This is a genomic window from Pectobacterium brasiliense (assembly GCF_013449685.1).
In the GTDB taxonomy this organism is placed as follows: Bacteria; Pseudomonadota; Gammaproteobacteria; order Enterobacterales; family Enterobacteriaceae; genus Pectobacterium; species Pectobacterium brasiliense_A.
Window position 1 is genome coordinate 20,977 of record NZ_JACDSF010000037.1, and the last position, 21,346, is coordinate 42,322.

Consider the following 21,346-nt stretch of genomic DNA (forward strand, 5'->3'; position numbering starts at 1 on the left):
GAGGCACTGAATGGCAACGCCGCGTCAGCCTGTTTTAGTTCAGGTTAAAAAGATCCACGATATTTCCCCTCATTTACGCTGCATTACTTTCCATCACGACGCGCTACGCGATTATTCGACCGAGCGATACGGTGCACACATCAAGCTCTTTTTGCCTCAGGCAGGACAGCAAAAACCGGCTCTTCCCGTGATTGGCGAACGCGGCCCGATCTGGCCAGAGGGCGAAGCCCGCCCCATCGTCCGCACCTATAGCGTCCGTGCGGTGCGCCCGGAGGATGCGGAGCTGGATATGATTTTCGCGCTGCATGAGCACGCGGGGCCTGCCGTCACCTTTGCCCGTCAGGCCAAGCCCGGCGACTGGGTCGGTATTTCACAACCCGGTGGCCCGCTCCCGATGCTGCCGCCAGCGGCCGCTTATTATCTGGCTGCTGACCCGTCATCGTTCCCCGCGCTCATGGCGCTGCTGGAGAATCTGCCTGATGACGCAACGGGGCATGCGGTAATCCGTGTCGACAGCGAGGCTGATAAACTTGATATCGCGAAACCAGCACAGCTTCAACTGCACTGGATTATCGGCGGAACGGACGTGACCGATGCATTGTTACAGCAGTTTCAAGCACTTCCGTCGGCTGAAAATGCGTTTTACTGGTTAGCGGGTGAGGATCGTATCGTAGTTCAGCTTCGTCGCCACGTGCGGCGCGAACGCGGGTGCGAGCGAAAACAGATGTATGCCGTGCCTTATTGGCGAGAAGGACTAAATGAAGAGGATTATCATCATAAACGTCACGATATTATGGATAATCCTGACGAATAGCCAAAAAAAAGACATTTGATATTATCATGATAGGGAGAAGACATGTAAATTCTCCCTTTTCATCTAAATTTAAGCACAAAGCGTAAAAATCCGTAAAACTCCCCGCATTAACACGCCAATCTGTTATCATTATCATATCGTTCGTTTTATTACGTTATAACTACTTTTTAGTAACCTTTTGCTATTTATTGTTGTTTTATTTCCGGAACCATTCAGGTGGCAGATATGTTAACTTGAAATATGACGGGGATATTTTGCCGTATCATTCCACTGGATAAGGAGAACTCCCGCAATGAAGTCTCATGCTGAGGTGGTCAAAACTCGCCATCATGAATACTCACTCATTTTTCCTGTTATTGCGCTGGCTGTGCTCTACATGTGGGGCACTTCACAAAATTTTGTCGCCATTCTCGGCATCAACGCTATCGCGCTAGCTGGGATACTGTTCAGCGCCTTTAGTGTAGTTCGTCACGCCGACGTGCTCGCACACCGTCTGGGTGAACCCTACGGTTCATTGATCCTCAGCCTGTCCGTTGTCATTCTGGAAGTCAGCTTGATTTCGGCGCTGATGGCAACCGGTGACGCTGGCCCGGACCTGATGCGTGACACCCTCTATTCCATTATCGTGATTGTCACCGGTGGTCTGGTCGGTTTCGCCCTCTTACTCGGTGGCCGTAAATTCGCCACACAGTACGTCAACCTCAGCGGCATCAAGCAATACCTGATGGCGATATTCCCATTGGCGGTGATTGTACTGGTTTTCCCCAGCGCCTTACCCGATGGTAACTTCAGCGTAGCGCAGTCGTTGATTGTTGCCGCAATTTCTGCGGCGATGTACGGCGTTTTCCTGTTGATTCAAACGCGTACGCACCAAAGCCTGTTTGTGTATGAGCATGAAGACGAAGGTGACGGCGATGATCCGCACCATGGTAAACCGTCCGCACACAGTTCACTGTGGCACACCGCCTGGCTGCTGGTTCACCTGGTTGCCGTTATCGCGGTCACCAAGACGAACTCCATGCCGCTGGAAACGCTGCTGACCGAAATGAATGCGCCGACGCAGTTTACGGGCTTCCTGGTCGCGCTGTTAATCCTCTCTCCTGAAGGGCTGGGAGCGATCCGTGCGGTCTTGAAAAATCAGGTACAGCGCGCCATGAACCTGTTTTTCGGTTCCGTGCTGGCAACCATTTCCCTGACGGTCCCTACCGTTACGATTATCGCCATGCTGACAGGCCGCACGCTAAACTTCGGTCTGGATATGCCACACATTGTCGTGATGCTGTCGGTGCTGGTGCTGTGCCACATTACGTTCTCCACCGGTAGAACCAACGTATTGAGCGGCAGCGCGCATCTGGCGCTCTTTGCCGCCTATCTGATCACCATCACGCTGTAATTCTCCTGCCGACGCAGTTTTCACTGNNGGCCCCGCAAAAAACCACTTCTCTTGATGTATATCTGGATCTTCTGAGCACGTCCGGCGTATCGTAAGGCTGTCGTCGACGGACCGGCAGGCCCGCCATATTGATTTACTTCCTTACTTTGGTTTCTGCTTAGATGAAAACGCACGGAATTAACGGTGTTAGGCCGTTCAGCGCGCTAATTAACGCATGCTGGCGCGAAAAATATACGCTGCAACGTTTTACCCACGACATTATTGCTGGCGTGACCGTCGGTATCATCGCCATACCGCTAGCCATGGCACTGGCTATTGCCAGCGGCGTTCCTCCGCAATACGGACTGTATACGTCAGCCATTGCTGGGATTGTCATCGCCGTCAGTGGCGGCTCACGCTACAGCGTCTCAGGCCCGACCGCTGCCTTCGTCGTCATTTTGTATCCGGTGTCGCAACAGTTCGGGCTATCCGGTCTGCTGGTTGCCACCTTGCTGTCTGGCGTATTTCTGCTGCTGATGGGGCTCTGCCGTTTAGGCCGTCTAATTGAATATATTCCGCTTTCTGTGACGCTGGGGTTTACCTCTGGGATCGCTATCACCATCGGTACCATGCAAATCAAGGATTTCTTCGGCTTGCAGATGGCGGTAGTCCCCGAGCATTACGTCGAAAAAGTAGCGGCGCTGGCGCAATCGCTGCCGACCCTGCATCTTGCTGATACGCTGATTGGCGCAACGACGCTTTTGGTTCTCATCGTCTGGCCCAGACTCGGTATTCGTCTGCCCGGTCATTTGCCTGCGCTGCTGGCAGGCGTCGCAGTGATGGGGATTATGTCACTGCTCGGTGAAAACGTGGCCACCATCGGTTCCCGATTCAGCTATATGCTGGCGGACGGTTCGCAAGGGCGAGGGATTCCACCTATCCTGCCACAGCTCGTTTTACCGTGGGATATTCCGTCGCCCGATGGAAAGACGATGACGCTGGATTGGCAAAGTATTTCCGCTCTGCTGCCTGCGGCGTTCTCTATGGCGATGCTGGGGGCGATTGAGTCGCTGCTGTGCGCCGTCGTGCTGGACGGGATGACGGGCAAAAAACACCATTCTAATGCGGAGCTAATGGGCCAGGGTTTCGGTAACATCATCGCGCCCTTCTTTGGCGGTATTACCGCGACCGCGGCGATTGCCCGCTCCGCCGCCAACGTGCGCGCGGGGGCAAACTCGCCGATCTCCGCCGTAATCCATGCACTTATGGTTCTATTGGCGCTGCTGATCCTTGCGCCGTGGCTGTCTTATCTGCCGCTGGCGGCGATGGCGTCGCTGCTGCTGATTGTCGCCTGGAACATGAGCGAAGCACATAAGGTGGTGGATTTGCTGCGCCACGGACCGACAGACGACATTATCGTGATGCTGCTCTGTATGTCGCTGACCGTGCTGTTCGATATGGTGATCGCCATTACCGTCGGTATCGTGCTGGCATCCCTGCTGTTCATGCGGCGCATCGCGCAGATGACCCGACTGAGCGAACTGCCAGAGACCAAAATCCCGGATCATCTGGTACTGCGTGTTAACGGCCCGCTGTTCTTCGCCGCGGCAGAACGCATCTTCAACGATCTGACCGTGCGCAGCGAAGGCTATCAAAATATCATCTTACAGTGGGATGCGGTGCCAGTGCTGGATGCTGGCGGACTCAATGCGTTCCTGCGCTTTAGTGAAACGCTGCCTGAAGGTAAACAGCTCATCATCACCGATATTCCCTTCCAGCCGTTAAAAACGCTGGCGCGGGCGAAGATTCATCCGATTGAAGGGCGGCTCAGCTTCTACGGTTCACTCGCACAGGCGATTGAGGCGACGACGGTGCGCTCAGCGTAGCGGAAACAACATAGAAATAGTGTGCGAGCCACGCCGTGCTAATGCTGCACGGCTGGCATCTTAAAGCGGACGGACAGGCGTTCGTCCCGCAGCGTTAAATCCAGCGCGTCGTCACATTCGCGGCTAATGGCACTCAGTTGCTCGTTCGTCAGCGAATAAGGCAGTTGGATATCAAACGCAGTCAGACCTTGCTGGCGTGCCAGCATAATCAGCCTGATGATGTTGGTTTCGTCACTCACCTGTGTAGAAAGCACCTGTAGCGCCAGTCCCTTCAGCCGCTCTTTCGGCGCACTCTGTCGAGCCGGTGCCATCTTGGTTACCATGCCAAAAATCGGCATCACGCCGTACATCGCATCCACGAAACGCCAACGTTTCTTGCACAATGCCGCTAAATAATCCGTGTAGTCCAGACAGAGTAGCTCACTGGAACTTGTAGACTCAGGGGACTTTTCCATATTCCCTTTTCTCCTCTTCGCCAGTGGTTTGCCGCGCACTACCCTGACGGGTCTAAAACCGTAAACAATATGATGGTTAATTCAGGTATATTGTCACGCTTCGATCCCTTTTGACTAGCGTGTTGAGGAGACCTAATTGTGACAACTTTTTCTTCTGCTCCCGTGTTAATTACCGGCGGCGCACGGCGTATTGGGCTGGCGCTGGCGCGTTCGTTTCTGGCCCGGTCGATTCCGGTCATCATCAGCTATCGCACACCTTATCCTGAGTTGGAGACGCTACAGCAAGATGGCGCCGTTTGTCTGACCGCCGATTTTTCCACCACGGAAAACATCTATGCGTTTGCGAAGCAAATCCAGTCGCTCACGCCGCAGCTGCGCGCCATTATTCACAATGCCAGCCGCTGGGAGCCTGAAAGCCCCACCACACCGCCAGAAAAAACGCTGGCCGATATGCTGCAAATCCATGTTTATACGCCCTATTTACTCAACCAACGGCTGGAACCCTGCCTGCGTGGCCAAGGCATCGCGGGTGCAGATATCATTCATCTGACGGATTACGTGGTAGAAAAAGGCAGCGATAAGCACATTGCCTATGCCGCCAGCAAAGCGGCACTGGATAACATGACGCGGTCATTTGCCCGCAAGCTGGCACCAGAGGTGAAAGTCAACGCGATCGCCCCCAGTCTAATCCTGTTTAATGAAAAGGATGACGACGCCTATCGTCAGCAGGCACTGGAAAAGTCATTGATGAAAATTGCCCCCGGTGAAGAAGAAATTGTCCGACTGGTGGATTACCTGCTCAGCAGCCGTTACGTCACTGGGAAAACACTAGGCGTTGATGGTGGACGGGCTTTGCGTTAATTCCCTGAGTATCAATGTGAGGATAAACCCATCACTACCAGCGACGTTCGCCAGCAGCTTACTGCTCATTTGACGCGCCTGTGGCGCTATGGACTGGTGCTGTCGCGCAACCATGAAGTTGCCGAGGAGTTAGTCCAGTCCACCTGTGTTCGCGCACTTGAAAAAAGCGGGCAATTTACACCAGGCACTCGCATCGACAAATGGCTGTTCTCCATTCTCCACTCGATATGGATTTCCGAACTGCGCGCACGCCGCGTGCGTCTAGGGCAAGGTTTTGTCGAAAGCGAAGCCCTATTGGCTCCAGATACCCGAGAGCGGAATGATGATGCTCGGCATTACCAGAAAATAATGCAGCGCGTTAACGCCTTGCCAGAAGCGCAGCGCAATACCGTATTTTTAGTTTATGTCGAAGGATTTACCTATCAGGAGGCAGCAGACACGCTATCGGTACCCATCGGCACCATTATGAGCCGGCTGGCCACCGCACGAAGTACGCTGGCAAAATCAGTTGATGCTCTGCCCGCTGCAAAGGAGAAACGGTCTTGAAACCCATGCGTTTTACGCCCCCCTACAGTGATGAAGCCATCGTTGCCTGGTTGGATGGTGAGATGGATGACAACGATGCACAACAATTCGCGACACAGTTGGAGAGAGATGTGCCACTCGCCGAGCGCACCGCCGAGCTGATGAAAAGCCATCTCGGTTTTGAAGAGGCCTTCGCGCCGTTACTCAACAAAGCGCCTCAGGCAAAAATGCAGGCCCGGCTTGAGGAACTGCTAGCAACGCACCCAGCGTCTGTAGAACCGCCCTCGCATGCCGGTGTTAGTCGCCGCTCGCTCATTGCTGCCTCACTCAGTTTTTTGGTGATTGGCTCAGGGCTAGGCTACCTTGCCCGTCCTGTTTCGATTGCTCGCAACGACAGTGAGAAAATTCGCGATCTTGAAGCACAGTACATGTCACTGTACAGCATCGAAACCCTGCTTGATGCAGACAGTTCCTTACCCACCTTACAGCGCGGGCTGTCTCGTGCCACTCAAGAAATTGGGCTGCCGCTCAATGAACGGCAACTGACGCTTCAAGGCGCGGAGCTAAAAATAGTGCGTATGCTGCGCTACGACAGCACCGCCATTGCGCAGATTGCCTGGATGCACACCGAGTATGGTCCCATGGCGTTGTGCATTTCTCTCGATCGGGGAGCAAGCGCTTCTGCGCTTAACAATGAGCGGCGCCATGATATGCATGTCGTCTGGTGGCACAATCGTGGCTATCAGTTCGTATTAATTGGCCGTAATCCTGTACCGCAACTGACTGAAAGCGCGCTCAGACTGCAAACCTCTCTGACCTAGCCATTGACGCTCCCGCCACTCGCTGATTCCCAGAGTGACGGGAAACGTTTATGCGGTGTGTCGCGCTTTCGTCTGGATATCAATACTGATTGCCACGCGATCGTCCACCACCCCGGTAAAGCGGTCCATATTAAAGGACGAGCGAGAAATCACCGTGGTGGCATGGAGAGATAACGCCTCTTCGCCAGATACGTTTCCGCCATGTTCTTCAAGCGTGGCGTCCAGAATAACGGGGCGTTGAATATTTTTTACCGACAGTGAACCAAAAACCCGAAAATGGCCATGACCTAGCGCCACCACCCTGCTGCTGGTGAACGTGATATCGGGATAGTGTTCGGCATCAAAAAACAGGCTGCTTTTTAACTGGTAAGTCAGCAGGCCATTGGAAGCCTGCAACGTCGTGATGGGGATTTTCACATCAATACGGTCGTTTATTTCCTTTTCAGCATCCAGTGTGATGTTTCCCGTCACGCCGTCGAGAGAAGCCTGTGAAAGGTGCCCAAATGCTTGCCATGAAAGCGCAATGGCAGTTTTATCCGTGGCAATGGTGTAGTTGAGAGGCATAGCGTGCAACAGTGGGCTGATGAGCAGCCCGGCGGCCAAAACGGGAACGATGCGCGTCATAACAGGGTTCTCCTAAAAGTAGACAACGTGTAAACGCACCAACGAACGAATTTATTCGACCAATTTTCATTATTTTTCTCGATGCTGAGAAAACATCGAGTGCTGATGGTAAGCAGGCTTTGCGTTAAAGCACCGCCACAAAGACGTGGCGCGATATTTCACGCCATGTCTTCTTTTCTTGCATCTTGCGCGGCCGTTACGTTAATGATCTTAACGTGAGGGGGGACAAGCATAAAAATCAGGGACACACTGCGTGATTTTTTTCCTGAGTGATTAACAAGCTTTCAATATTTTTTGCTGACAGTGAGCGATAAAAAAACCACCCCTGAATTAAGCAATCTGCGTCAATTTCTCTGGCAATCGTTAATTGCTCAGCATCTTCAACGCCTTCAAAAACAATGTCTTTCCCCATATCTTTAATGAGCGAACAGATTGCATGCAATATCTTTTCTTTATTCTTGTTGTCCAGGTTTTTCATTAACGAACCGTCAAGTTTAACTTCATCAAATCTGAAACCGGTAAGCCATGCTAAATTCGAATTCGCCACGCCAAAATCATCAATCGCTAGTTTGATATTCATTTTTGCCACACGCTCGGCAAAAAGCTGGATTTCCTTTTGCGATAGCTGGCAGCGTTCTGATATTTCCAGCTTTATCTGTGCAGGCTCAACACCATGGAAAGCACACACATCAATCAATCGATTCATGAAAGCCAGATCGCTAATCTCATGATCGGTTATATTTATAGACAGCGTCAGTTTCCTGTTTTTATTGAGAACAGCCGCCATCTCTCTCACTGAGTTTCGTATTATAAAATCAGATATTTTTGAGTAAAACCCTATTTTTTCTGAAATTTTTATAAAGACTTCAGGAGAAACATAGCCATGTATGCCATCATGCCATCTGACCAGCGCCTCAATACCGGCTATTTCCCCATCGATAGCGCTCACCATCGGTTGATATTCAAGAAAAACATCCCCCCGCTTGATAGATTTTTTCAAACGGGATTTCAGGGATTGTCTTTTATCGACAATATTTAAACAGAAGAAAGTCAGAAACCCGCCCAGCATCAATGCAAACACCATAACAAAAGACAAGAGACCCAGTGTGAGCGACAGCAGCCCGCTGCGCGCATTTTGAGCCATCACACAAAACAGCCATTGGGAACTACAAAGGCTGGTGTTGGCGGTAAATAGTTTACTCAGTAACGGATTACCTGAAGCAATATATCCCTTCGAATTCGATTCAAAATACTTTTGCGATTTATCCGCTGATGTCATAATGAAATACCCATCAGTGAACGTATTCAATATATTTTCATAGGTTCCCCGCGAGATAAATACTGCAGCATGACCTTGATAGAGACCGATATTGTCATACCGCGTTTTACTATTGTTTTTCACTTCAATTAATGATGGTTTATTATTTTTCTTTTCATTACTCACAGTAATATGAAGAGGAGGGTTTACTTCCCCCCAAAAGGCGCTACAATAAATACGATTATCTTTTAAAGAAGCAACATCTTCAATATTGAGATGACGCCACCTTATCATTTTTAATTTTTCAATATAGTTTGGCGAGCAAACATCATCATCAATAGCGTTAATCTCAACCAACGCAGACAGCGCCTGTTCTGCTAACATTTCAGCCTGAAAGCGTACATTCTCAGAGCGCAATATTAATTTATTTTCCTGATGATTAACCAATAATTCATTTAATAAAAATAAAAAAGAAAATGAGATAATAACCATCATAAAAATGGCGGTTGTTATCTTTTTTAATCCTGAAAAACGCATCGCAATCCAATGTCAGTTAATGCTAAAAAGCGCATTTAAATCCAAGCCAGAGATGGTAACCAGATGAAATTTTCGTGTCCAGCTATTTCAAAAAAACACAGTTAAAATTAGCACGTTTTTATAATTCACTTCAGTTAATAAATCAGCTCCGTTTTATTAAGCAATATCGATTGAAAACCATGTAGGTAACCATTTGATTACATAAAGAAATAACCAACCAGTCACACATTAATGCATTTCATATACATTATTAGCAATAATTATTGCCCCACCGCAGTCCACCGACCTGCACGTGCCCGAAANNCCGAAAGCACGTGCAACGAGATGGGTGGTCTTATTCCATCTCTTTTTTCTTCACTCGCACCTTACGCTGGTACGCTCTTATGTCCTGACTGCGCTCAGTAAACGTCGAGAGTCAGATGCGATATCGCCTAAAAAAAGCACGCCCACAGCGTATCTAACTTGGGAAAATAAACAAAGACTTAACACCCATTTACGCTTCATGTCTCGTTTATCGCCTATCATCAGGCTATGCTATCAACAGTGAGTTGGGGATAACGTAGATACCATGCATAAGATTGTTTTTATAGAAGATGATACCGAGGTGGGGAAATTAATCGCCGCTTACCTCGGTAAGCATGACATTGATGTTCAGGTTGAAGCTCGGGGCGATCAGGCATTAGCCTTTATTGAACAGCAGCAGCCCGACCTTGTGCTGTTGGACATCATGCTGCCCGGCAAAGACGGCATGACAATCTGTCGGGAATTGCGACCACAGTACAGCGGCCCGATTGTGCTGCTAACCTCGCTGGACAGCGACATGAATCATATTCTGGCGCTAGAAATGGGTGCCGATGATTATATTCTGAAAACCACACCACCCGCCGTGTTGCTCGCCCGCCTGCGCCTGCATTTGCGGCAATACGCTGCGGCACCGCAGGCCGTAACGGAAAACGCTGCGCCCGCCGCGTTACAAGTGCACAAATCACTGCACTTCGGCCTGCTCTGCATCGATCCGGTCAATCGGGAAGTGACATTAGGGCAAGAACACATTGTATTATCCACCGCAGATTTCGATCTGCTCTGGCAGTTGGCGACCCATGCAGGTCACATTATGGATCGGGATGCGCTGCTGAAAAATTTGCGCGGCGTCACCTACGACGGTATGGATCGTAGCATTGACGTCGCGATTTCCCGTCTACGTAAGAAACTGTACGACAACCCGTTGGAGCCGTTCCGTATTAAAACGGTGCGCAACAAAGGTTATCTGTTTGCCCCCAATACCTGGGAGAGCGTCACGCTATGAGAAAGCTGTTCGTCCAGTTTTTTCTATTGCTATTCGCCTGCTTTGTTGTCATGACGCTTCTGGTCGGTCTGGTCTATAAAGTCACGGCCGAACGCGCCGGACGTCAGTCCATGGATGATCTGATGAAAAGCTCGCTGTATCTCATTCGTAATGAGCTGCGCGCGATTCCGCCGCGCGAGTGGCATAAAACCATTAACGAACTTGATTTAAACCTGTCATTCAAACTGCACATCGAACCGGTGAGCAAATATGCACTGACCCCCAAGAATCGGCAGCGTCTGAATCAGGGAGAAATTATCGCGCTGGATGATGAATACACCTTTATCCAACGCATCCCCCGCAGCCACTATGTTCTTGCCGTCGGCCCTATTCCTTATTTGTTCTTCCTGCATGAAATGCGGCTGCTGGATTTACTGCTGGTGATGCTCATCGGGCTGTCGCTGGCGCTGCCCGTCTTCCTATGGATGCGGCCACACTGGCAGGCCATGCTAAAACTGGAGAATGCCGCGCAGCGCCTCGGGGATGGTCATCTGGAGGAGCGCATTCACTTCGATAGCACCTCAAGCCTGTACCGGCTTGGCATCGCCTTCAACCGCATGGCGGATAACCTGAACCAGCTCATCAACAGCAAAAAGCAGTTGATTGACAATATTGCGCACGAATTGCGTACGCCGCTGGTCAGGCTACGCTATCGGCTGGCAATGAGCGACAACCTGACAGAAGACGAGCAGCAGGCGTTAAACCAGGATATTGGTCAACTCGAAGCCCTGATTGACGAGCTACTGACATATGCCAGACTCGACCGCCCCCAGGTGACGCTGCATCTTGCCGATATTGATATTCCTTCGTGGCTACAGGCAAAAGTCGATGATTTCCGCCTGATCCATCCTGACAAACACATCTCGTTGGACATGCCTCATTCGGCACGGATTGGGGCGCTCGATTTACGCCTGATGGAGCGGGTGCTGAATAACCTGATCGGCAATGGATTGCGTTTCTGCCACAGCCGATTGCATATCAGTCTGACATCCGATGCCGAGCATATCGCGTGTCTGCAAGTTGAAGATGACGGCCTCGGTATTCCGCCCGACAGCCGGGAAAGCGTGTTTGAACCGTTTGTTCGTCTGGAAGCGGCTATCGAAAACAGCAGCGGCGGATGTGGACTGGGGCTGGCGATTGTTCATGCTATCGCCCGCGCCTACGAAGGCAACATTACCGTGGATGACAGCCCGCTCGGCGGCGCTCGTTTCCGCTTTTGCTGGCCAGTAAAAACCGCAACAACGCAAGCCACCATCGCCATTCAGCATTAGCTCCGAGGCGGCGGTAAACCCGCCGTTTCCCGCTGTTTTTCCCACTTTCTCTGACTTGTACATTAGGTTACACGCCGAAACCAATCACTCACTGAAGCCACTCTCTGTTTCTCCTATTCTTTCTTCACCGGCCCAACCGAGGGCTACGAAACGTGAATGAGATAACGAGGAAATGATGATGAATAAAGTATTAGTTATGATCGCCGGTGCGGCACTGGGTCTGTCCTCTGTAGCGTTTGCCGCGGATACCGTAACCACCGCACCCGCTCAGCCAACGGCGACCACGTCTGCTCCGGCTAAAGCCGTTCACCATAAAAAACAGGTGAAAAAAGCGAAACCTGCCGCCGAACAAAAAGCACAAGCTGCCAAAAAACACGTGAAGAAGGCTAAACCTGCACCTGCTCAGAAAGCACAGGCCGCTAAAAAACACGTGAAGAAAGCTAAACCCGCCCCTGCTCAGAAAGCGCAGGCTGCCAAGAAACACGTGAAGAAAGCAAAAACGGCAAAACCAGCGACCACTACGCCAGCAGCGTAATCGGTAAGCACCCACGCCTTCCCGATGGGGAAGGCGTCTTTCGGTTAGCCCTATTGGAAACCTATCTCTAAGGGCTTGCTGTAAAACAATCATCAAACACTCGGTTTACCGAGTGTTTATTTCATAGGGGGGCGGGAGAATGATGCGGCGTTACTCATTTGAAATTATGTTATCCCTCGTTCTGCTCTGTGGCCTTATCACTTTGAGTTTTTTTCTCTAATCGCAAGGGCTGCATCACGCAGTGATTAATCGTACCGCTATTAATCATAAGGTTATTGAACGTCAAAAACAGTAAACGTCAAACCTGTAGACAGCGAACCAAATAAAGATGGTGGAGTCGTAAAGTTTTATCACTCAGCGCCGTTTATATCATTACACTCCGGGCAATACCGAGAACCGTATAATGAAAAGAACCCTGCAGATATCTACCCTATTGCTGAGCACGCTGGCTGCAACATCGTATACCTTCGCCTCTTCCTCTTCATCGTCCGGTATCATCCACTTTTCGGGTGCCATCGTCGAACCGGTCTGTGATGTTACAACACGATCAAATAATGTGACCGTCAGCTGTGAACGACAAGGGGAAGTACAAACGCTACACGTGAAAAACAGCTCACAGCACACTGTTTTGCCGCAAAGTATTGGTTCTGTGAGTTCGAAAACCTTAAGTTCAGATGCGCGTATCGTGATCGTCAGCTACGAATAAAACGGTCGTCACTCACGGTACTGCTGATATACAAATGCGACGTCTTTTACACTCGATAACATTTTAATTTCCAAGTCCTCACGAACAAATACATCTATAGTTAATTCAACGCGCTATATTTAGCGCTTCAAGATGACTTTTCTTATAAGGTTTATTTACTGCATGCGCATATCAGCCTGGTTGTTATGTTCATTATCATTTATCGCCCCGAGCAGTTGGGCTGAATCCTCACCGACGGACACCGCCGCGCAGCAGCAAATCTTATTTTTCAACCATGACGATCGGGATATCGTTCTCGACACGGCGGTCTGGCCGTGGCAAGCGATTGGACAGTTGGAAACCGCCAGCGGCAACCTCTGTACCGCGACGTTGATTTCCCCACATCTGGCGTTGACAGCAGGACATTGCGTGGTGACACCACCGAAGGGGGAGATCGATAAACCCGTCGCACTGCGCTTTCTGGCGACAGAAAATGGCTGGCGGTATGAAACAACGGAAATTGAAGCGCTGGCAAATAAAACACTCGCTAAAAAACTGAAAGCAGACGGCGAGGGGTGGATCGTTCCGCCTTCAGCAGCGCCGCTGGATTATGCCCTGATCCGGCTAAAGCAAACGCCACCTGACATTCGCCCGCTCCCACTCTGGCAAGGTAGCCGCCAGGAATTGATGCAGGCTTTGAAAGAAAACGGTCAGCGCGTCACGCAGGCGGGCTACCCAGAGGATCATCAGGAAACACTTTATCGCCATCAAAACTGTTTGATCACCGGCTGGGTTCACACTGCTGTTATCGCGCACCAGTGCGACACGCTGCCTGGCGATAGTGGCTCCCCGCTGATGCTGAACTCCGCAGCAGGCTGGGTACTCATGGGTATCCAAAGCTCCGCACCCGATGCCAGTGAACGCGATAGAGCCGATAATCGCGCCGTTTCCGTTACCGCCATCCGTCAGCAGTTAGAAGCGTTAGCAAAACTAGGGTCACCAAAAACGAGTTCACCAAAAACGAATTCGCCAAAAGAAGGCTCACCAAAAGCAAACTCTCCAAAACAACACTAACGCCCTGCAGAGCTAACACCGTCAGGCGGAACTCGTTATTCTGGATGCCGTCTGACGCCGTCATTTCCTGCCAATTTCATGGTATAAAAAAATATCTGTTCTATTCTTATCAGAGAGATAAGTTAATCATTCATATGGTCACTCCACAATCAGGGCGAGATCTAACTCACTTTGTGTGGTTATTATGCTCAAAATAGATACGATTTCAGTTCAAAGAATGCACGTCAGATACATAATTACCGATTGATAAAAGGTTATTAATATATGGGTATTATCAAATTTCTTGAATTGTATGCGTTTTAAGCAAAGTGGAATCCCGCCCTGACTCCACAATAGGTATAACAATTATCAGGATGCTATTTTTATCTTCTGGAAGCGGCCATTTTTTATAATTAGACTCCCCTTTTATTTGCAGCGTATTTCCTCAGTCAGACCATTTATTGCTACGTGTAACTTACGGGAAAAATAAAGGTAATATAATAAGTTACCTCAATTTTTAGCCTCTATGTTATTGTGTCACCGTTAAATTAAATTGATGTTGTCGCGATTATTATTGCGAAAAGGAAGAGTCTACATGTTAAAACATTTGAACCATGACGAAAAAAAACGCATGCAGACTCTCGACGAATTACAAAAAACCGATATATCTCAAGACGATATTCTTCGCAAACTCACGAAACTGGCCTGTCAACTCTTTGAAACTCCGACGGCCCTCGTGACGCTAACCGGTTCCAAGTCTCTGCATGTTAAAGCGAAAACCCATTTTCCTCTGGATGATATGGATAAAATCGGTTCATTCGACTATTTTACCGTACAAACGGGTCAATCCTTTATCTGCCCCAATGCCACTCAGGACGACCGTTTTAAAGATAGCCCTTACGTCACCAGCGGCCCTTTTATCCGTTTTTACGCTGGTGTACCGCTGAAAACTAAAGACGGCTATTCCATCGGTACGTTCAGCGTCATCGATTATATCCCACGCACCTTCAGCAAGGTCCAATTGCGGCTCCTGCATGACTTAGCGACCATTGCGATGGTGTTAATGGAATACCGCAACGCGATTGGGCTGATCGATGCCGTTACACTGTTACCCAATCGCCAGCGCCTGATTGACGACATTAGCCACATTACCGACATTCACGACCCCTATCTGCTTATTCTGATTGATACCATCGACATGTCTTACGCCTATGAAATGGCATGTGCGCTCGGTATGCCGACGGTAGAAGGTCTGCTGAAAGATATCGGGGTCTTTTTACGTCTTAGCTTAAATTCATCAAATAACCTGTACTCTGCCGCCGTAGGCCGTTTCGCCCTACTGGTGAAGGCCGATAGAAAAGAGCAGGTTCTGGCTGAACTTGATGCCTGTGCTGAGCGGATCCATGAAAGTATCACCAGCTATATTCCGCTCAAGCTGGAGTTTTTCGTTGGCTATACCGAATTCCAGATTCCGGCCAAAGATCCGCAGCAAATCTTACGTGAATCGATGAGCGCCCTGCGTGCCGCCATCCTCAGAAATATTCGCCAGTTCGCTTATGACCCTGAGGCCGATCAGGCGCAACAAATCGCCTTTACCTTGCTCAATGAGCTGGCTGACGTGCTACAGAACAATAAGCCGGGCCTCTATTTAGTTTATCAGCCGAAATTAAGTATCAAGACCAACACCGTGATTGGTGCCGAAGCACTGATTCGTTGGCGACACCCTAAGTTAGGTGAGATTTATCCCGATCAATTTATTCCGCTCGCGGAAGGCACAACACTGATGCGGCCGTTAACCGACTGGGTCACCCGAGAAGCGGCATGCCAGATGAAGCAGTGGCGTCAGGAGGGGCTCACATTCCCCGTATCGATTAACGTTTCTGCCCGAAATTTTTCCGAGAATGATTTTATTCCACGTCTTATCACTATTCTCGAGCATCACGGTCTCACCCCTCAGGACATTGACATCGAGTGTGTCGAGACACAGAAAATCATCGAAAGCACGGAAACGCTTGCCACTATCCAAACGCTGCAACAACTCGGATTTACTATCGCGCTTGATGATTTCGGTACGGGATATAGCAACTTAAGTTATCTACGTAATATTCCCTCTACGGTGATAAAGCTGGATAAATCGCTGATTAAAGATATACAAACTGACCACAAAAGCCGCGTTATTGTGCAATCCATTATCTACATGCTGCACAAACTGAATTACATTGTGCTGGCAGAAGGCGTAGAAAATAAGGAAACGCTCGAATACCTGGCTAATTTTGGATGTGATGAAGTACAGGGTTACTATTTTTCGCGGCCTATCTCGCCGGAAGCTTTCATCATATGGATGAATGAGTACGCATCACGCACGTCCGAATAGCATCATTATTCGAGCAAGACCGTTACTGCAAGCAGTCGGCAGCTCATGCCGCCGACCTGCACACCAGAGAGATTATCCTTCGACCTGCTCCATCGCCTGCAATACGCGCTTATCCGAGATTGGGAACGGCGTTCCTAGCTGCTGAGCAAAGTAGCTGACGCGCAGCTCTTCAAGCATCCAGCGCACCGCTTTCACATCGTCGTCGTCACGTCGCTCCGCAGGCAGCTTATTCCACCACTGCTGCCACGCCTGTTGAACGTGCTCCACTTTCAGCATCTGCGCCCGGTCGCGGTGAACATCCTGCGCCAGTTTCTCCAGACGGCGCTCTATCGCTTGCAGATAACGCAGCACGTCCGGCAGACGCTGCCAGCCGTTTTCGGTCACAAAGCCACGGAACACCAGCCCGTTCATCTGGCTCTTGATATCGCTTAACGCCAGCGCCATCGCCATATCTACACGCCCTTTCAGACGCTTGTTAATGGTGAAGACCGCCGTCAGGATTTGCTCAACCTGCTTGGCGATATCAACCACCGTATCATTCAGCTCCGCACGCACTTTTTCATGCAGTTGTTGGAAGGCCTCTTCCTGCCAGACCGGACCACCGGATGATTCAATCAGCTTATCCACCGCGCAGGCGATACAGTCATCGATAAGATCCAATACCTTGCCGTACGGATTGAAATAAAGACCGAGTTTCGCCTTGTTCGGCAGCTTTTCATGCAGATATTTAATCGGCGACGGAATGTTCAGCAATAACAGACGGCGCAGCCCCTGCCGCATCACCTGCTGTTGCTGGTGCGGCGTGTCGAACAGGCGAATCGCCACGCTATCCTTTTCATCCACCAACGCCGGATAGGCTTTAACCGAGTAGCCGCCACGCTTCTGCTCATAGCAGTCCGGCAGTGAACCGAAGCTCCAGACGTGCAGACCGCGCTGCTCCAGCCCGTCATCCACTACGGATGACAGCGTTTGCTGCACTTTATCCTTGAGCTGATCTTTCAGCGCATTCAGGTCTTTGCCTTCGCGCTGCGTCCGCTTCTTCTCATCAATAACGCGGAACGTGATTTTCAGATGATCGGGCACCTGATCCCACTGCCACGCCTCGCGTGGCACCGTGACGCCCGTCATCAGTCTCAACTCACGTTCCAGCGCATCCAAGAGTCCTTTCTCTAATGGCGTGGTACGGGCCAGAAACGCTTCGGCATAGTTCGGCGCGGGTACGAAGTTACGACGTAACGGCTTAGGCAATGACTTAATCAGCGCAATTGTCAGTTCACGGCGAACGCCGGGAATCTGCCACTCGAAGCCCTCTTCACGCACCTGATTGAGAATAGGCAGCGGAATATGAACCGTAACGCCATCGGCGTCCGCGCCCGGTTCAAACTGATAAGACAAGCGTAATTTCAGGCTGCCCTGATGCCAGAAGTTCGGATAATCCAGCGCGCTTACCTTCTCTGCGCCGTCTTTAATCAACATGCTCTTTTCAAAATTAAGCAGGTCGGCATTATCCCGGCTAGCGGCTTTCCACCATGTGTCAAAATGGCGCGACGACACTACATCGTGCGGCAACCGCTGGTCATAGAAAGCAAACAGCGTTTCGTCATCCACCAGAATGTCGCGGCGGCGCGATTTATGTTCGAGATCTTCCACTTCCGCCAGCAATTTGAGGTTGGCGCGGAAAAAGGCGTGGTGCGTTTGCCAGTCGCCTTCCACCAGCGCGTGGCGGATGAACATTTCACGCGCCAGCGTCGGATCGATTTGGCTGTAGTTCACCTTACGCGCCGCGACAATCGGCAGCCCGAAGAGCGTCACCTTCTCCTGCGCCATCACCGTGCCCTGCGCTTTCTCCCAATGAGGATCGCTGTAGCTCCGCTTAATCAGATGCTGAGCCAGCGGCTCGATCCACTCGGGTTCAATACGCGCGGCAATGCGTCCCCACAGGCGGCTGGTTTCCACCAGTTCTGCCACCATCGTCCACTTAGGCGGCTTTTTGAATAACCCGGAGCCTGGGAAAATCGCAAACCGCGCGTTACGCGCACCACTGAATTCCTGTTTCTCAATATCTTTCTGCCCGATATGCGACAACAGGCCGGTGAGCAGCGCACAGTGAATACTCAGGTAATCTGCCGGTTCGCTATTGACCGGCAGCCCCAGTTCTTTCACAACCTGACGCAGTTGCGTGTAGATATCCTGCCATTCGCGCACGCGCAGGTAGTTAAGGAAATCGGTGCGGCACTGGCGGCGGAACTGGCTGGAAGACAACGCCTTTTGCTGGTCACGCAGGTAGTCCCACAGATTGACGAAAGCCAGAAAATCGGAGTCTTTATCGGCGAAACGGCGGTGTTTCTCATCCGATGCCTGTTTCTTATCCATCGGCCTTTCGCGCGGATCCTGAATCGATAGCGCAGCGGTGATGATCATCACTTCACGCACACAGCCGGTTTTACGCGCTTCCAGCACCATTCGCGCCAAACGCGGATCGATCGGCAATTGTGCCAGCTGTTGCCCCTGCGGCGTCAGGCGGTAATGCCCGTTCTCCGCCAGATTAATCGCGCCTAATTCCTCCAGCAGCCGCACGCCGTCCTGAATATTGCGTTTATCCGGCGCTTCAACAAACGGGAACGCGGCAATATCGCCTAGCCCCAGCGACGTCATTTGCAGAATAACGGAAGCCAGATTGGTGCGAAGAATTTCAGGATCGGTAAATTCAGGCCGTGACAGGAAATCCTGTTCGGAATAGAGACGAATACACACCCCAGCGGCGACACGGCCACAGCGTCCTTTACGCTGATTCGCCGACGCCTGAGAGACAGGTTCAATCGGCAGGCGCTGTACCTTGGTGCGGAAACTGTAGCGGCTGATGCGCGCGGTGCCCGGATCGATGACATAGCGAATCCCAGGCACAGTGAGCGAGGTTTCCGCCACGTTGGTTGCCAGTACGATGCGGCGACCGTGATGTGACTGAAAGACGCGGTTCTGTTCCTGATTCGACAGGCGGGCGTACAGCGGGAGGATTTCGGTATGCGGCAAGTCCAGACGAGTCAGCGCCTCTGCCGTATCGCGAATTTCACGTTCGCCGCTCATGAAGACCAGAATATCCCCCGGCCCTTCGCGCGTCAGTTCATCAACCGCATCAAAAATCGCCTGTAGCTGATCGCGATCGCTGTCATCAGCGTCTTCCACCACGGGACGATAGCGCACGTCCACCGGATAGGTCCGGCCGGACACTTCAATGATCGGTGCGTTATTAAAGTGGCGGGAGAAGCGCTGTGGATCGATGGTTGCCGACGTAATAATCACTTTTAAATCAGGACGCTTTGGCAACAGCTGGCGCAAATAGCCCATGATGAAATCGATATTCAGGCTGCGCTCGTGCGCTTCATCGATGATTAGCGTGTCGTACTGCATCAACAGGCGGTCCTGCTGAATTTCCGCCAACAGAATACCGTCAGTCATCAGTTTGACCAGCGTATTGTCACTCACCTGATCGTTAAAGCGGACTTTATACCCTACGCTGCCACCCAGCGGCGTTTCCAGCTCGGCAGCAATGCGGTCAGCAACGGTTCTGGCTGCCAGACGACGCGGCTGCGTGTGGCCGATCAAACCGTGCACGCCGCGCCCCAGTTCGAGACAAATTTTCGGCAACTGTGTGGTCTTACCCGACCCCGTCTCACCCGCGACGATAATCACCTGATGATGACGCAGCGCCTCCAGTATTTCGTCTTTTTTCTGGCTAACAGGGAGCTGTTCAGGGTAGTGGATCGCCGGACAACTTGCCCGCCGGTTCTCGACTTTCTGGCGTGCGGCAACGATTTCCCCCTCAATTTCCTGAGCGATCGCCGCCTGAGCCTGCGGGCTGCTGACCTTCGCCGCGCCCTGCAAACGACGGCGCAGACGTTGCCGATCGCGAAGCATTAGCTCACTTAACTGCGTAGATAATGCACTGAGAGGTGATTTCACGTTGCTCTTCCTTAATTATTTCTCTAATTCTTGTCTCTGCTGGGCCGATGCTCGCCGCCGAATCTGGCTCGATGGAGCCTAATCTACTGCAAGGCACGAAATTTTTAAGCCGTGGATAGTAGCACATTGTCATAAACGGCTCTAATCGCCACAACCTGGTCTTAGTCAAACATCGTCTTATTCAATAAAATCGAATAAAGACCTCGAATATTTGCACTTTTCTCTTTCCAGATCACCGCATAAGATGTGACGCATCAAGGGGCGTTATGGTGTCGCCCACTTCTAAATCACTAAAGGAATTGGCAATGAGCAAAGTATTGGTTCTGAAATCAAGCATTCTGGCAGGTTATTCTCAGTCAAACCAACTGGCCGACCACTTCACCACCGAGTGGCAGTCTGCACATCCGAACGACAGCATCACCGTCCGTGACCTGGCTGCTCAGCCGATTCCCGTTCTTGATGGCGAATTAGTCGGCGCACTGCGTCCTTCCGATGCTGCACTGACCCCACGTCAGCAGGAAGCCCTGACACTGTCCGACGAACTGATCGCGGAATTGCAGGCGCATGACATTATCGTCATCGCCGCACCGATGTATAACTTCAACATTCCTACCCAGTTGAAGAACTACTTCGACCTGGTTGCCCGTGCTGGCGTGACGTTCCGCTACACCGAGCAAGGCCCAGAAGGTCTGGTGAAAGGTAAACGCGCTATCGTATTAACCAGCCGTGGCGGCATCCATAAAGGTACACCAACCGATCTGCTGGAACCGTACCTGCGCGTCTTCCTGGGCTTCCTTGGTCTGACCGATCTTGAGTTCGTGTTCGCAGAAGGTTACGGCTACGGCCCAGATGTGGCACAGAAAGCCACCGAAGCGGCGAAAAACCAGCTGTCTCAGTTGGTCACCGCATAAATAATCATCATTACCGACCTTGCCATTGGTTTACTTGGCTTGACTATTGCGCGCCTTCC

17 protein-coding genes are annotated in these 21,346 nt (G+C 51.0%); 13 read left to right on the forward strand and 4 right to left on the reverse strand.

Annotation, left to right across the window (positions count from 1 at the left end):
• The first annotated feature begins 10 nt into the window (after positions 1-10).
• The 3 genes from H0248_RS14975 to dauA all read left to right on the forward strand — a co-directional run bounded on the left by H0248_RS14975 (position 11) and on the right by dauA (position 4,072).
• Positions 11-814, forward strand: coding sequence for a siderophore-interacting protein (locus H0248_RS14975; RefSeq protein WP_180786507.1), 804 nt, complete (start codon positions 11-13; stop codon positions 812-814).
• A 292-nt stretch (positions 815-1,106) separates the two neighbouring features.
• Positions 1,107-2,207: a sodium-potassium/proton antiporter ChaA gene (chaA, locus tag H0248_RS14980; protein ID WP_180786508.1), complete on the forward strand. Its 1,101-nt coding sequence runs from the start codon at positions 1,107-1,109 to the stop codon at positions 2,205-2,207.
• Positions 2,208-2,368: 161 nt separating this feature from the next.
• Complete coding sequence (dauA, locus tag H0248_RS14985) at positions 2,369-4,072, forward strand: C4-dicarboxylic acid transporter DauA (RefSeq protein ID WP_180786509.1); 1,704 nt, start codon at positions 2,369-2,371, stop codon at positions 4,070-4,072.
• A 38-nt stretch (positions 4,073-4,110) separates the two neighbouring features.
• Here the strand turns inward: dauA and H0248_RS14990 are convergent, their stop codons facing one another.
• Positions 4,111-4,527, reverse strand: coding sequence for a hypothetical protein (locus H0248_RS14990; RefSeq protein WP_180786510.1), 417 nt, complete (start codon positions 4,525-4,527; stop codon positions 4,111-4,113).
• Positions 4,528-4,665: 138 nt separating this feature from the next.
• Between H0248_RS14990 and folM the strand changes: the two genes are divergently transcribed.
• The 3 genes from folM (at position 4,666) to H0248_RS15005 (ending at position 6,734) form a co-directional block, all read left to right on the forward strand.
• Positions 4,666-5,388 carry a dihydromonapterin reductase gene (folM, locus tag H0248_RS14995; RefSeq protein ID WP_180786511.1) on the forward strand — a complete coding sequence of 241 codons (723 nt, stop codon included), beginning with the start codon at positions 4,666-4,668 and terminating at the stop codon, positions 5,386-5,388.
• A gap of 69 nt (positions 5,389-5,457) precedes the next feature.
• Positions 5,458-5,934, forward strand: a complete 477-nt coding sequence (locus tag H0248_RS15000; RefSeq protein ID WP_219609214.1) for a sigma-70 family RNA polymerase sigma factor — start codon at positions 5,458-5,460, stop codon at positions 5,932-5,934.
• Positions 5,931-6,734, forward strand: a complete 804-nt coding sequence (locus H0248_RS15005; RefSeq protein WP_180786512.1) for an anti-sigma factor family protein — start codon at positions 5,931-5,933, stop codon at positions 6,732-6,734. Before H0248_RS15000 ends, H0248_RS15005 begins: the two co-directional genes overlap by 4 nt.
• Positions 6,735-6,782: 48 nt before the next feature.
• Here the strand turns inward: H0248_RS15005 and H0248_RS15010 are convergent, their stop codons facing one another.
• Together H0248_RS15010 and H0248_RS15015 are read right to left on the reverse strand one after the other, a co-directional pair.
• Positions 6,783-7,358 carry a YceI family protein gene (locus H0248_RS15010; protein ID WP_180786513.1) on the reverse strand — a complete coding sequence of 192 codons (576 nt, stop codon included), beginning with the start codon at positions 7,356-7,358 and terminating at the stop codon, positions 6,783-6,785.
• A 238-nt stretch (positions 7,359-7,596) separates the two neighbouring features.
• Positions 7,597-9,153 carry an EAL domain-containing protein gene (locus H0248_RS15015; protein WP_240346044.1) on the reverse strand — a complete coding sequence of 519 codons (1,557 nt, stop codon included), beginning with the start codon at positions 9,151-9,153 and terminating at the stop codon, positions 7,597-7,599.
• Positions 9,154-9,721: 568 nt separating this feature from the next.
• Between H0248_RS15015 and rstA the strand changes: the two genes are divergently transcribed.
• From rstA to H0248_RS15045, 6 genes are all read left to right on the forward strand, one after another.
• Positions 9,722-10,459, forward strand: a complete 738-nt coding sequence (gene rstA / locus H0248_RS15020) for a two-component system response regulator RstA (RefSeq protein WP_010276861.1) — start codon at positions 9,722-9,724, stop codon at positions 10,457-10,459.
• Positions 10,456-11,769: a two-component system sensor histidine kinase RstB gene (gene rstB, locus H0248_RS15025; protein ID WP_180786514.1), complete on the forward strand. Its 1,314-nt coding sequence runs from the start codon at positions 10,456-10,458 to the stop codon at positions 11,767-11,769. Before rstA ends, rstB begins: the two co-directional genes overlap by 4 nt.
• 178 nt (positions 11,770-11,947) lie before the next feature.
• Positions 11,948-12,304, forward strand: coding sequence for an acid resistance repetitive basic protein Asr (gene asr, locus H0248_RS15030; RefSeq protein WP_180786515.1), 357 nt, complete (start codon positions 11,948-11,950; stop codon positions 12,302-12,304).
• Positions 12,305-12,707: 403 nt separating this feature from the next.
• Complete coding sequence (locus H0248_RS15035; RefSeq protein ID WP_180786516.1) at positions 12,708-13,010, forward strand: type 1 fimbrial protein; 303 nt, start codon at positions 12,708-12,710, stop codon at positions 13,008-13,010.
• Positions 13,011-13,172: 162 nt separating this feature from the next.
• Positions 13,173-14,063: a trypsin-like serine peptidase gene (locus H0248_RS15040; RefSeq protein ID WP_180786517.1), complete on the forward strand. Its 891-nt coding sequence runs from the start codon at positions 13,173-13,175 to the stop codon at positions 14,061-14,063.
• 574 nt (positions 14,064-14,637) lie between these two features.
• Positions 14,638-16,416, forward strand: a complete 1,779-nt coding sequence (locus H0248_RS15045) for a sensor domain-containing phosphodiesterase (RefSeq protein WP_180786518.1) — start codon at positions 14,638-14,640, stop codon at positions 16,414-16,416.
• A gap of 72 nt (positions 16,417-16,488) precedes the next feature.
• On the opposite strand, the gene hrpA is transcribed toward H0248_RS15045, so the two are convergent.
• Positions 16,489-20,376: an ATP-dependent RNA helicase HrpA gene (gene hrpA / locus H0248_RS15050; protein WP_052900914.1), complete on the reverse strand. Its 3,888-nt coding sequence runs from the start codon at positions 20,374-20,376 to the stop codon at positions 16,489-16,491.
• Between the two features lie 305 nt (positions 20,377-20,681).
• On the opposite strand from hrpA, the gene H0248_RS15055 reads away from it, so the two are divergent.
• On the forward strand, positions 20,682-21,287 hold the full coding sequence (locus tag H0248_RS15055; RefSeq protein WP_180786519.1) for an FMN-dependent NADH-azoreductase: 606 nt from the start codon (positions 20,682-20,684) through the stop codon (positions 21,285-21,287).
• The last annotated feature ends 59 nt before the right edge of the window (positions 21,288-21,346 follow it).